The sequence below is a fragment of the Mesorhizobium sp. WSM4837 genome (genome assembly GCF_055811435.1).
Window position 1 is genome coordinate 117,663 of sequence record NZ_JBVVQE010000013.1, and the last position, 12,299, is coordinate 129,961.

A 12,299-nucleotide genomic window follows, 5' to 3' on the forward strand; every position below is an offset into this window, starting at 1 on the left:
CTCCAGAGTATTCCCTTGGCCGGTTCATTGCAAACCCAATCGTGGTCAACCGCCGAACACGGAACTCTGGGCAAGCCTCAGAAACCACGCCGGAAACAGTCCGATGCCGATGGTGCCGGCGGCGGTCAAGGCGAGCGTGGCGCGGACGGACGGCGTCAGGGCAGGCTCGAACGCGCGCTCCGGCTCGCGCATGTAGATCACCATGACGATGCGGATGTAGAAGTAGGCGGCGACGGCGCTCAGCAGCACCGCGATCACCGCCAGCGTGACGAAACCCCGCTCGATGAGCGCCACCAGCACGTAGAACTTGGCGAAGAACCCGGCTGTCGGCGGAATGCCGGCGAGCGAGAACAGGTAGAGCAGCATCAGAAGCGCCAACCCGCGATGCGACTTGGCGAAGCCGGCGTAGTCCTCGATGACCTCGCCGGAGAAATCGCCATTCCGCATCATGATGACGATGCCGAAGATACCAAGATTCATGAAGGCGTAGATCAGCAGGTAGAGCATCACGCCGGCAATCCCGTCGGCGCCACCCGCCACCACGCCGAAGAGCGCGAAGCCCGCATGGGCGATGCTGGAATAGGCGAGCAGGCGCTTGAAATTGTCCTGCACCAGCGCCACGAAGCTGCCGAGCGCCATCGTCACCACCGCGATCACCGCGACGATGATCCAGGCGTCGGAAGCGGCGACCAGCGGGTTGAGGAACACGCGCAGGATCACCGCGAACCCCGCCGCCTTGGGGGCGACCGACATGAAGGCCGTGATTGTCGTCGGCGCGCCTTCATAGACGTCCGGCACCCACATGTGGAACGGCACCGCGCCGACCTTGAAGACCAGCCCCGCGACGATGAAGACCACCGCCAGGAGCAATCCGGGATCGAGCGGGTCGCCGGTCACCGCCGCAGCCATCCCGTCCAGCTGCGTCGTGCCGGTGATCCCGTAGATCAGCGAGACGCCGTAGAGGAAGATTCCCGTCGAGACCCCGCCGAGAACCACGTATTTCAGCGCCGCCTCGTTCGACCGCCGCTCCTTCCTTAGGAAGCCGGTGAGCACATAGGTCGAGAGCGCCATCAGCTCGAGGCCGACATAGATCGACAGAAGGTCGGTTGCCGAGGCCATGATCATCATGCCGGAAAGCGCAAAGAGCAGCAGGACATAGTATTCGCTCAACGCGATCTCCTCGATCTCGGCATATTTTCGCGACAGGAGGAACGTCAGGATGGTCGAAAGGTAGAACACCATCTTGAAGAAGACCGCGAAGCGGTCGGCGATAAACATGCCCGAATAGGCCGGCCGCACCTCGCCCGCCAGTAACAGTGTCGCCAGGGCCGCAACCAGCACGGTTGCAGCGGAAGCCCAGACGAGGAAATACCCCTGTCCCTTTGGCACAAGCTGTCCCAGAATCAGCAAGATGCAGGCCCCAGTGACCACCACGATCTCGGGCAGGCTCGCTAGGATCGACTGGAAAAGCGTGGCAGCGGTCATTGGCCGCCCCCGTTAGAATGCACCTGCGTGAGCAGATGTCTCACCGAAGGCCCGATGATGTTGAGAAAAGGTTTCGGATAGAGCCCGACCCAGAGCACGAAGACCGCCAGCGGCAGGATCGTCACCAGTTCGCGGGCGTTTACGTCGCGAATCTTGAACCGCACGCCGATGCTGGCTGGACCAAGCGCGACTTTCCTGTACATGCCAAGCAGATAGGCCGCGCCCAGCAGTGCCCCCAAAACGGCGGCCGCGCCGACGGCCAGATTGGCCGCAAACGCGCCCGACAGCACCAGCAACTCGCCCACGAACGAATTCGTTCCCGGCAGCGCCATCGACGACAGGGTGAACAGCGCAAGAAACGCGGTATAGACCGGCGCCGCCTTCATCAGCCCACCATAATCCGCGATGCTGCGGGTATGGGTCCGCTCGTAGATCAGGCCGACGAACAGAAACAACGCGCCCGTCGTTACGCCATGATTGAACATTTGCAGGATGCCGCCCTCGAGCCCGCGGAGGTTCAACGTGAAGATACCCAGCGTCACGAAACCCATGTGGCTGATGCTGGAATAGGCCACCAGCTTCTTGAGGTCGTCCTGCGCCAGCGCGAGTAACCCGCCATAGACGATTGCGAGCGCCGAAAGCGAAAGCATTAGCGTCGAATAATACAGCGACGCCTCCGGCAGCATCGGCAGCGAGAACCGCAGGAAGCCGTAGGCGCCCATCTTCAGGAGAACGCCGGCGAGGATGATGCTACCCGCCGTCGGCGCCTGCACATGGGCGTCCGGCAGCCAGGTATGGACCGGGACCATCGGCACCTTGACCGCAAACGCGATCAGGAAGGCGAAGAACAGCCAGGACTGGACCCGGAACGGCAAATCCTGCGCCATCAGGGCGCGGATGTCGAAGGTTTCGCCGCCGTGGAAATAGAGCACGATGACACCGATCAGGAACAGAAGGCTGCCCGCCAGCGTGTAGAGGAAGAATTTGAACGCCGCATAGACCCGGCCGTCGCCGCCCCAGACGCCGATGATCACGTACATCGGGATCAGCATCGCCTCCCAGAAGACGTAGAACAGGAACAGGTCGAGCGCACAGAACACCCCCAGCATCAGCGCCTGCATGGCCAGCAGGCTGACCATGAACTCCTTCACCTTGCGGTCGATCGCGACCCAAGAGGCGAGCACACAGATCCAGCCCAATAGCGCGGTCAGGAACACGAAGAGCGCGCTGATTCCGTCGATTCCAAGCGCGTAAGTGATCCCGAGCGCGGGCACCCACGGGCGCGTCTCGGTGAACTGCATCTCGTGGGTAGTGGTGTCAAAGCCGGCCAGCATAGCGATGCAGAGAGCGAGGTCGAGGACGGTGACACCTAGCGCCGTCCACCGCACCGCATCGTCGCTGCGGAGAAACATCAGAACCGCTGCCCCGGCGGCGGGCATGAACACGATGAGGCTAAGCAGCGGGAACGCCATCGCACCCCTACCGCCACACCACAGCGAAGACGGCGATGGCTGCGATCACACCGACGATCATCGCCAGCGCGTAATGGGTCACGACGCCGGTCTGCAGCTTGCGCAGCGCACCGCCACCGCGCAGGATTGAGCGGGCGACGCCGTTCACGACGGCGTCCACACCGTTGAGATCGATCCGCAGTCCGGCCCGTGCGGTTCCGTGTAGGAAGGGCAGCACCGCGGTCTCGGACACGTCGCTCACCGCCTTCTCGTAGCGCGCCAGCGGTTTTTCGGCGAGCCACATGAAATGCCGCGCGCCTTTGCGGTAGAACCAGTCGGTGTCGATGCTGATCGTGTTCTCGGGGTCGAGCGCCCTGAGGAACAGCACGAAGCCCAATGCGGTGAACATCAGTATGCCGAGGCTCTCGGTGATATGGACGCCGGTGTAGGGTTCGAAGTCGACTGGATGGGGCAGCAGCGCGTAAAGTGGTTGGGGGAACACCCCGATCGCGATGCACAGCACCGCCGCCATTCCCATCGCAACAAGCATGTTGCGGGGCGGCTCCCGCGCCTCCAGCTTCCGGTCCATGCCGAAGAACATGTAGTACGGGAGCTTGAGCCCAGTGTGCAGGAAGGTCCCAGATGATGCCATCGTCAGCGCCAGCACCACCAGCGCGCGGTGATCCTGTCCGGCGGCGGCCACCACCATCGATTTGGTCACGAAGCCCGAGAAGAACGGAAATGCCGAGATCGCGAAGGCGCCGACCATGTAGAGCGCCACGGTCAGCGGCATGGTCCTGTAGAGCCCACCGAGCTCGGTGAGCTTGCGCCGCCCGGTGACGTGGATCACCGCCCCCGCACCCATGAACAGGAGCGCCTTGTAGAGGATATGCGCGAAGGCATGGCTGGAGGCCCCGTTCACCGCCATCTCGGTACCGATGCCGACGCCCGCCACCATGTAGCCCACCTGGCTGACGATGTGATAGGCCAGGAGCCGACGGCAGTCGTTCTCCAGCACCGCGTAGATGACGCCGTAAAGCGCCATTGCCGTGCCGAGCCAAACGAGAAGCTCGGTGCCCGGAAACGCCCGGGCCAGCACATAGACGGCGGTCTTGGTGGTGAAGGCGCTCATGAACACCGCTCCGGTGACGGTCGCCTCCGGGTAGGCGTCTGTCAGCCAGGCGTTGAGAGGCGGCACCGCGGCGTTGAGCATGAACCCGGCAAGGATCAGGTAGGCGGCGACGCCCATCCCCCCCTCGATCGGGCCGAAGAGCAGCGAACCTGTGGCGAGCCCGTGGAGAATGACGCCACCCAGCAGGGCGACGCCGCCGGTGATATGGACCATGAGATACCGGAACCCCGCACGGATCGCCTGCTTGCCGCGCTGGGCAAAGACCAGATAGGCAGAGGCAAACGCCATACCTTCCCAGAACAGGAACAGGGTCAGGTAGTCGCCTGCAAACACCACGCCGAGCGCGCTGCCAACATAGACGAACGCCGCCACATGCTCTCCGGCGCCCGTCAGGTGCAGCGCATAGACCATGCCGATCAGCGCCATGATGGTGAAAACGGTGGCGAAGACGATGCTCAGCCTGTCGACCTTCGCAATCAGGATTTCCTGCCCGATGAACTCCGCCGCGCCGTAGCTGCCCGGCTGCACGGTGAGCACGGCGAGGATCGCCAGCACGGGAATCAACATCAGATAGGCCTTGCGGATTGATCCTTTCAGAAAAGGGATCGGCAGGGCGCCAAGAATGAACAGCAGGGCGGGATGGACGAAGTCAATCATAATAGTCCTCGCGCCGCATCAACCCGCCCTGATGGCCGAGGAACTTGGAGACGAAGATCAGCAGTACGCAGGACAAGAAGCCATAGACGGCCGACCAGCCCGGCAAGCGGTCCCACAGGAATTCAGCGTGTTCGCGGGGGACCAGAAAATCGGCGATGACGATCAGAACGAGCGCCAGATAAAACAGCCGGCGGCGTTGCTCCGCGTATCTCGCCTCACCAAAGAAATCGACGACACGCCTGATCATCTGACCACTCCTTCCGCCAGGGTGAGAAAATAGCCGGGGAAAATACCCATCGACACCGACAGGATCGCGGTCGCGACCAGTGGGATCGTCACCATCGGAATTTCACGGACGGTCGCCGGACTTTCCTGTGTCTCCGTCCCGAAAAAAGCGACATAGCTGACCGGCAGGAAGTAGGCGGCGTTCAGGACCGAGCTCACCAAGAGCACGACCAGGAACGCAATCTCCCCCGCCTCCACCGAGCCCAGCGCCAGATACCACTTGCTGACGAAGCCCGCGGTCGGCGGCACCCCGATCATGCTGAGCGAGGCCACGAAGAACGCGCCCATCGTCCAGGGCAGCCTGCGGCCGATGCCGGCCATGTCGCTGATGTTCCGCTTGCCGGACGCGCAATAGATCGACCCGGCGCAGAAAAAGAGCGTGATCTTGGAGAACGCATGCGCCGCAATGTGGATGATCCCGCCAACCATCGCGACCGGCGACAGCAGGACCGCGCCCAGCACGATGTAGGAGAGTTGGCTGACCGTCGAATAGGCGAGCCGCGCCTTCAGGTCGTCCCGCGTCAGGGCGTAGATGGACGCCATCAGGATGGTGAACGAGACCAGATAGGCCGTTGCGATGCCGAGCCCCAGCCCGTCCACCAGCCCCGTGCCGAAGACATGGAACACCACCCGCAGCACGCAGAACACGCCCATCTTGACCACGGCCACCGCATGCAAGAGTGCGCTGACCGGTGTCGGCGCGACCATCGCGGCAGGCAGCCAGGCGTGCATCGGCATCACCGCGGCCTTGGCGAAGCCGAACAGATAGCAGAAGTAGACCACGGTCAGCAGCGCCGGCGAGGCATCGACCCCGGCCAGCAGCCCGCCTGGCACGAAGTCGAGCGACCCCGCCAGATGGTAGGTCAGCGCCAGCGCGGCGAGAAGCACGCTTTTCGACGCCCCCATCAAATAGACGAGGTACTTGCGGCTACCCGTCCATCCCTCTTCGTCCTCATGGTGATAGACGAGCGGATAGGTAACGAGGCTGAGCACCTCGTAGAAGATCACCAGCGTGAACAGATTGGCGGCGAAGGCGCCCCCGACGGCCGCCGCGAGGCTGGCGGCGAAGCAGGCGAAGAACCGGGTCTGCGCGTGCTCGTTCAAGTGGCGCATGTAGCCGATGGAATAGATCGCCGCCACGATCCACAAGAGCGACGAGACGGTGGCAAACACCATGCCGAGCGCATCGACCCGGAAAGCGAAGTCGATCCCCGGCAGAATCTCGAACAGGCGCAAATCGACCGTCCCGCCGGCCAGCACCGTGGGTGCCATCGAGGCGACAATTGCGAACATGGCGATCGCGGCCAAGGGCGAGACGAGATCGCGGAGTTTCTCGCGGTTGTTCAGAACGAGAACTGCAAGGGCCGCCAGGCCTGCGACGCCGACGGCAAGCAGCGGCCGGATCGATATCACCGGGTCCAAGCCGCTATCCTTTCATCATGGTCACGTCGTCGACCTTGAGGGTGGACTTGTTCCTCACGAGGGCGACCAGAATCCCGAGGGCGACCGCAACCTCCGCCGCGGTGATTGCGATGACGAAGATCGCGAAGATCTGCCCGCGGAAATCGTCGTAGTAACGCCCGAAAGCGATGAAATTGATGTTGACCGAGTTGAGCAGCAACTCCAGCGACATCAGCACGACCAGGATATTGCGCCTGAGCAGCACGCCCGCCGCTCCGATCACGAACAGGACCACTCCGAGCAAAATATACCACCAGAGCGGAACCATCACCCCTGCTCCTTCCGCGCCAGCACGATGGCGCCGACCAGGGCCGCCAGCAGGATCACGGAGGCGGCTTCAAACGGTAGGAGATAGTCGGCGAAAAGTGTCATGCTGAGCTGCCTGATCTGATCGCCGCCGCGCATCGCGACGGGCTCCGTGACCGAAAAGCGGTCGCTCCAGAGCACCAGTACAAGCATCTCGACCCCAAGCAGGACGAGCAGCACCAGAGCCGGCAGGTTGCCGCCCGGCAAGAACCGCTGCAATACCGCTTCGCGCACATCGATCATCATGATCACGAACAGGAACAGGACCATGATTGCGCCGACATAGACGAAGATCTGGATGACAGCGAGCAACGGTGCCTCGAGCAAGACGAAGATTGCCGAGATCTGCAGGAAACACGCCATCAGCGCCAATGCGCTGTGAACCGGATTCCGCGCCAGGACCACGGTCAGTGCCGTGATCACGGACGCCGCAGCGAACAGAAGAAAGAACGCCTGATCCATCGACGCCAACCCTCCGCCGCGATCTGTCACTCGGCGCAAGGCGGCCGGGTTTGAGATAGCTGCGCACTTCAGATGCGTCTACAAATTGTGCCCTAGTACCGAATTTTTCTCAAGATTACATGGTTTGGCGCTACGTTATGCCCAAGTCTCAGCATCTGATACGGTGTGCGATCCCGCAGCCTGCCTATCCGTTATTCAGGCTGCCGAAGGAGGTTCGGCACGGGATCAGAAACCCTGAAAAAAGGACGTCGCGGCCAGACGGCGGGCCTTTGGCGAACTTACCCCGCCCAGATGTAATGAATAATCTCTTCGGCCTCGTGCTCGACCTCCTCGATGCGCTTCTTCACCACGTCGCCGATCGAGACGATGCCGTCCAGTTGGCCGTTCTTCACCACGGGCAGGTGGCGGAAGCGGCCTGTGGTCATGATCTCCATGACCTGGTTGATCGTGTGGTTCTCGGTGCAGAGCTTGACATTGGCGGTCATTGCGTGACGGACACTCTGCTCCAGCGCCGCAGCCCCATGCTTGTCCAAGGCGCAGACGACGTCGCGCTCGGACACAATGCCGACCACCTTGCGATCGCCATTGGTAACGACCAGTGCGCCGATCCTGTGCTCGGCGAGCCTGTTGATCGCCACGGCGAGCGTCTCGTTCGGGCCAATCGTCTCGACGGCTCGACCCTTGTCCTCGAGAATCGCTTTGACGTTCATGGCTTCCTCCAAGCGCTGCTACGCTCCAGCCCTCCGCCCCGTCTCCCTCTCGGTGCATTTCTGCGCCATCGTGCGCCGCGCGCCTTGATATTTCAAGTCCGACTTGAAATCTCAGGCCACAGTGCTTTCTGGCGGTAGGCCTTCATGATTGGCTTACACAAATCGCCGCCTGCTACAGGGGTCGCCCTTGCCGGCGCCGATGCTCATCGATCAGCCGAGAGCGCCGCCACGGATTTCCAAGGGAAGCCGATTCCGTCGGACTCATGGGCGGCATGCCTGGTTCCTCTAAAGGCATGCCGCTTTCGTCTATTTTCGCAAGCGCCGCCGCTGAAACCTCAGGCGGCGTGCAGGTGCCGTTCAGCGTCCGGTGCAGCGATTTTGGCAAGCGGCGCGAGGCTCGAACTTTCGCCCTTCAGAGCGATATCACTCAGCGAGATGAGGCCCCGTCATTCGCTTCTGCCGGTTGAGCACTGGAAGGTGACGCACCCGGCGCGCCTGTTCAAGCGCCTGCTCCAGGGCCTGGTCCTCGAAACAGAAGAATATGCCGGGCGACATCACAGCGTCGGACGCGAATCCTTCGTGGTAAAACATCCGGGTCGATCGAGTGAACGGTGGAATCACTATGGCGGGCGTTACTGTGACAAGACGATCAGGATCGTCATTGATCATGTGCGGCAGATGAACTCCCGGACCGCCGAAGATCCTACGCTAATCTACTCCAAAACAGCCGCTTCGCCGAATTTATTAGGTCTTTCCCCTACTCCCACTCAATGATCAATTAGGTCTATAACTGCTTGTTTTGATTGATAAAATCTTATCATCTTTCCAATGAATACCGTCAAGAATACCGTCAGATTCTTAGGCTGTTGAAAAGACTAAAACAATGTGGTCGCCGTCGCGGTATGCACACTTTTGACTGCATTATTTACGACTGCCATTCGGCGAGGTCAAAGCCGGAGTTCACAGACCATAAGGCAAGGACGGTCTTGCTCATGCTCGACAGCCCTAGGTCGAGTAGACGGGAATGGGCTGGCAGGAGATGGGTGTCGTGTCGAATCCTGTCGATCCTCGATCGACCAAAGCTTCGCATTCTCATCTGCTGTGACATTGTGTGGGCACACCTTTTTGAGGTCGTTCATTGGCAAGTTTTTGATGCTTGAAATTCTTCGGTGCTAGCAACATCACGTAATACGCTGGCAGGTTGACGACAAATCTCCTGTTCGATGGAGCTTGTCGTGCATTTTTTAGGATGAATCACCGTGCTAGCGTGGACACATAGGCCCAATGATCCTCTGTCCTTCAACGTTTCCGCTCGGAAGACGACCCAAGAAAGGCTTTCTCGGCAGTACTTTCGCGTACTGAAGTACGGAAAAATTAGAATGCCTCTCCATCTGGTCGGGGAAACGATCGAGAAGACACGCAGAGACGGGCAAACTGGTGAAGCTGATGCGCGGCATCTACGTCGATGCCGATGATGACATCGACACGGTGCTCCTCCGACACGCTGTTCGCATGTCCCAATATCTATACCCGCGTGCTATCTCTCTGCAGCCATTTCCGTGCTGCTCGGCCCAACGCGCGACGGTCGCCTCTTCCTAAGCGGTCGACGTAAGCAGCCGACCCGGCTCCGTTTCACTCAAGATCATTCAGAACGAAGGCCCGCCAACCCCTCTGTCGCACAAGCAGTGATCAACGACATTGTGAACGAGTTCCGGATGGCAGTCTCTTCCTTGCACCAGCGATTCCTCGAGGCCTTTCGGCTACGCAGAGAGCATGCAGCGTCAATGGACGACGCCACGCGGGAGGCGATCGCGAAAAGGCTCATAGAGGAATACAGCAGCGCGAAGGGAGCGGCAGACGCGGTGTGGACGCTTGCGCGCGAAAACCAATGTATCGCGAAGGCCAACAGGCCGAAGGCTATGTGCTCCGTCGCCGCGGTCGTCCCGGTGCGCAACGAAGCTGCGATGGATCTGATCGTGGCCTGGCATTGCCGGCGACTATATGCATATCACCGTCGCCGAGGTCCGTTGGGTTCGCCAGCGCGGACGCGTTCGTTGGCGGGATGTCGCCGAAGGGGCCTATGGGCGCGAGCAGGTCGTCACAATTCAGACGCTTGTCATTGATCGTCTGCCGGCGTCGGTTCGCTCCGCGATGTTTCCTGCGGATGGTTATTGGAAATCCGGCCGACCGGGCGCGAGTCGCCGCGTGAGCTTGGATTCCCCGCAATGTTGGGATCGGTAAACTTGAAGATCGCCTCCTCGACCTTGCACACGCGCAACGACTGCGTTTGGTCGCGCAGCGGATCGATCCGCGCTGACCAGCTTGTTTGCCGGGCGCAACTCGGTTCCCGCGCGCGATCGTCTGCATCAGAGTGTGGTTCTTCATTGGCTTGTCGAGATGGATCGTCGAGCAGGTTGGCACGTCGAAGCCGGTGATCCACATCGCGCAGACGAAGACCAGTCTCGACCTCCCCACCTCCTGGAGCATGGCTTCAAGCGGAACCGACGAGTTCACCGGCCGAATGCAGGAGGCCATCAACGGGATGATGCTGGACATGATCGCCGCGATTGCCCGCAAGGACTATGACGACAGGCGGCGGCGGCAGGCCCAGGGTATCCGGAAGGCCAAGCAGGAAGGGCGGTACCGGGAGCGGCCTGAGGACCAGGAGCGCAATGCGGCCATAGAAACATAGACCCCTCCATTTCGTTACCCGGTAGCTACGTTGCACTGACGACAGCCGCAAGGAGGCGACCCGATTGGTATGCCCTACGCACACTCCGCACTCCAACCGCTGGACAAGGATAGCCCCGCCAGCGCGTGCTCATGTCGGTCTGAGGTACCGCCACCGGGCAGCCTCTCGGCGTCTGGCGGCTCGTCTCGCTCGGGCCTGTGTGGTGAAACCGAAGGGGCACGGGGGGTGCCACGCATGAGCCTGTTATCCGATGGGTCGTAAGAAAATTTGGCCCGGATATTCCGACCCCTCCTTTTGACCCCGTTGAACCCGCTCACCCGAATTGTCTATCCGAGCTAGCCCAAGCGGCCGATTTGGGGGCGATCTTTATCGGCTACTAATGACCTGTCGCTTGACGCTGGGGTCAATTGGGTGGGCACTCGTCATTGGGTGGGCACGCGCGTCAGGCCGGAGTGTAGGCTGGGGTGCGGAAGTCGCAATCTTTGAAGGTCCGTCCCCGGCCGCACTCTTGAGACACCCGCCCGGGTAGCCTTGGGGGGCGGCACTAGCCGATGTAAGACTGACAGGGTGCCCAAGGCTCCGCTGTCTGGGTCCTGTCATCGCTCAGTCACTATTTTAGTTGTGCTGCCACTGCACCCTGCGAAGGCAGCTCAAAGCAGCGGGGACTAACCCCAAGCCCCCCAACCCGGTCCCCGCTGCTCATTTACCGTCGCAATGACGTCAAGGCCCGCGTGACCACCTACAACATCGCAGCACACGCCAGTACCCGGCATGATCGTCAAGGCTTTCCGGTGCCGTTGCGGCTCAACGCGCTGCGTTCACGGCGGAATTCGTGAAGGGAGAGATTCGCGCGGTAGGCGCACTGGACGGGCGCGCCATCTTGTCTATCTAATCGCCGACGCAAACCTCACCACGGAAACAATCCACCTCGATCACGAAATCCCAAACATCGTCCTCAAAACGAGCATTCCTATCGACCTGCTGATCGGAACCTACCGAACGAGCAAATTGCGAGCGCCTTGCTTTAGGATTGCCAGGCGCTTCGGCAGGCATTTGCAGACCATCGATTGCGATAAGCGCTCCTTTGGGCGATGCCACTTAGGTTCTGATGAATTGCAAAAAGCTCAAGACTGTTTGGCTGGCCATCGATTCCGGCCGACTGCTTGGCCACTAATTTCACATAATTTCACATTCCAAACAGAGACGAAAGTTGGCCCAGAGCTTACGGCCGAAACGCTCGCTTAGGCAGTTGGATGCACCGTAACGGGGGCGAGGCTTCCGCGCCGATTCCAAATCCTTTGCTCTTCGGCCGTCCCCTCGTACGTCTTGACTAGTACGAGCCCGCAGCCTATTTCAGCGCCACGTTAGCACTCTCCACTGGCGAGTGCTAACCACGCTCCGGCAACGGAGAACCTTTCAACCTCCGCACCAGGGATATCCAAAATGGCAAAGTCGAATTTCCGGCCGCTGCATGACCGCGTGGTCGTTCGTCGGGTCGAATCCGAATCCAAGACCTCCGGCGGCATCATCATCCCCGACACGGCAAAGGAAAAGCCGCAGGAAGGCGAGATCATCGCCGTCGGTTCCGGCGCCCGCGACGAAGCCGGCAAGCTCGTCCCGCTGGACGTCAAGGCCGGCGATCGCATCCTGTTCGGCAA

At 61.0% G+C, this 12,299-nt stretch carries 12 protein-coding genes and 1 pseudogene; 2 read left to right on the forward strand and 11 right to left on the reverse strand.

Annotation, left to right across the window (positions count from 1 at the left end; genetic code table 11):
• Nucleotides 1–45 precede the first annotated feature (45 nt).
• The 10 genes from AC0L3D_RS10360 to AC0L3D_RS10405 form a co-directional block, all read right to left on the reverse strand.
• Complete coding sequence (locus AC0L3D_RS10360; protein ID WP_473644150.1) at nt 46–1,485, reverse strand: NADH-quinone oxidoreductase subunit N; 1,440 nt, start codon at nt 1,483–1,485, stop codon at nt 46–48.
• Nucleotides 1,482–2,957, reverse strand: a complete 1,476-nt coding sequence (locus AC0L3D_RS10365; protein ID WP_473644152.1) for an NADH-quinone oxidoreductase subunit M — start codon at nt 2,955–2,957, stop codon at nt 1,482–1,484. Before AC0L3D_RS10365 ends, AC0L3D_RS10360 begins: the two co-directional genes overlap by 4 nt.
• Before the next feature lie 7 nt (nt 2,958–2,964).
• Nucleotides 2,965–4,725 (reverse strand): Na(+)/H(+) antiporter subunit D, encoded by a 1,761-nt coding sequence (locus tag AC0L3D_RS10370; protein ID WP_287219786.1) that lies wholly within the window; start codon nt 4,723–4,725, stop codon nt 2,965–2,967.
• Nucleotides 4,718–4,972 carry a hypothetical protein gene (locus tag AC0L3D_RS10375; RefSeq protein ID WP_023800380.1) on the reverse strand — a complete coding sequence of 85 codons (255 nt, stop codon included), beginning with the start codon at nt 4,970–4,972 and terminating at the stop codon, nt 4,718–4,720. The genes AC0L3D_RS10370 and AC0L3D_RS10375 overlap by 8 nt, the downstream gene beginning before the upstream one ends.
• Nucleotides 4,969–6,432 carry a monovalent cation/H+ antiporter subunit D family protein gene (locus AC0L3D_RS10380; RefSeq protein WP_473626168.1) on the reverse strand — a complete coding sequence of 488 codons (1,464 nt, stop codon included), beginning with the start codon at nt 6,430–6,432 and terminating at the stop codon, nt 4,969–4,971. The genes AC0L3D_RS10375 and AC0L3D_RS10380 overlap by 4 nt, the downstream gene beginning before the upstream one ends.
• A 4-nt stretch (nt 6,433–6,436) precedes the next feature.
• Nucleotides 6,437–6,739: an NADH-quinone oxidoreductase subunit NuoK gene (gene nuoK / locus AC0L3D_RS10385; RefSeq protein ID WP_023800378.1), complete on the reverse strand. Its 303-nt coding sequence runs from the start codon at nt 6,737–6,739 to the stop codon at nt 6,437–6,439.
• Nucleotides 6,739–7,239 carry an NADH-quinone oxidoreductase subunit J gene (locus tag AC0L3D_RS10390; protein WP_023800377.1) on the reverse strand — a complete coding sequence of 167 codons (501 nt, stop codon included), beginning with the start codon at nt 7,237–7,239 and terminating at the stop codon, nt 6,739–6,741. The genes nuoK and AC0L3D_RS10390 overlap by 1 nt, the downstream gene beginning before the upstream one ends.
• A gap of 278 nt (nt 7,240–7,517) precedes the next feature.
• A complete protein-coding gene (locus tag AC0L3D_RS10395) occupies nt 7,518–7,949 on the reverse strand; it encodes a CBS domain-containing protein (protein WP_473626167.1) in 432 nt (143 codons plus the stop codon).
• Between the two features lie 423 nt (nt 7,950–8,372).
• A complete protein-coding gene (locus AC0L3D_RS10400; protein ID WP_473626166.1) occupies nt 8,373–8,618 on the reverse strand; it encodes a hypothetical protein in 246 nt (81 codons plus the stop codon).
• 1,248 nt (nt 8,619–9,866) lie between these two features.
• A complete protein-coding gene (locus AC0L3D_RS10405) occupies nt 9,867–10,505 on the reverse strand; it encodes a type I restriction enzyme subunit R domain-containing protein (RefSeq protein ID WP_473644154.1) in 639 nt (212 codons plus the stop codon).
• On the opposite strand from AC0L3D_RS10405, the pseudogene AC0L3D_RS10410 reads away from it, so the two are divergent.
• Nucleotides 10,408–10,632: pseudogene (locus tag AC0L3D_RS10410) on the forward strand (recombinase family protein); the annotation flags it as partial. The gene AC0L3D_RS10405 and the pseudogene AC0L3D_RS10410 overlap by 98 nt on opposite strands.
• Before the next feature lie 897 nt (nt 10,633–11,529).
• Here AC0L3D_RS10410 and AC0L3D_RS10415 read toward each other — a convergent pair.
• A complete protein-coding gene (locus AC0L3D_RS10415; protein WP_473478894.1) occupies nt 11,530–11,739 on the reverse strand; it encodes a hypothetical protein in 210 nt (69 codons plus the stop codon).
• A 345-nt stretch (nt 11,740–12,084) separates the two neighbouring features.
• Between AC0L3D_RS10415 and AC0L3D_RS10420 the strand changes: the two genes are divergently transcribed.
• Nucleotides 12,085–12,299, forward strand: a 215-nt coding sequence (locus AC0L3D_RS10420) for a co-chaperone GroES (protein WP_473626160.1), incomplete at its 3' end; no start/stop codon positions are given.

Excerpts from the sequence above, each read along its gene's own strand:
- AC0L3D_RS10360 (WP_473644150.1), bottom strand. The coding sequence starts at position 1,485 with ATGACCGCTGCCACGCTTTTCCAGTCGATCCTAGCGAGCCTGCCCGAG.
- AC0L3D_RS10365 (WP_473644152.1), bottom strand. The coding sequence starts at position 2,957 with ATGGCGTTCCCGCTGCTTAGCCTCATCGTGTTCATGCCCGCCGCCGGG.
- AC0L3D_RS10370 (WP_287219786.1), bottom strand. The coding sequence starts at position 4,725 with ATGATTGACTTCGTCCATCCCGCCCTGCTGTTCATTCTTGGCGCCCTG.
- AC0L3D_RS10375 (WP_023800380.1), bottom strand. The coding sequence starts at position 4,972 with ATGATCAGGCGTGTCGTCGATTTCTTTGGTGAGGCGAGATACGCGGAG.
- nuoK (WP_023800378.1), bottom strand. The coding sequence starts at position 6,739 with ATGGTTCCGCTCTGGTGGTATATTTTGCTCGGAGTGGTCCTGTTCGTG.
- AC0L3D_RS10390 (WP_023800377.1), bottom strand. The coding sequence starts at position 7,239 with ATGGATCAGGCGTTCTTTCTTCTGTTCGCTGCGGCGTCCGTGATCACG.
- AC0L3D_RS10395 (WP_473626167.1), bottom strand. The coding sequence starts at position 7,949 with ATGAACGTCAAAGCGATTCTCGAGGACAAGGGTCGAGCCGTCGAGACG.
- AC0L3D_RS10400 (WP_473626166.1), bottom strand. The coding sequence starts at position 8,618 with ATGATCAATGACGATCCTGATCGTCTTGTCACAGTAACGCCCGCCATA.
- AC0L3D_RS10405 (WP_473644154.1), bottom strand. The coding sequence starts at position 10,505 with ATGTCCAGCATCATCCCGTTGATGGCCTCCTGCATTCGGCCGGTGAAC.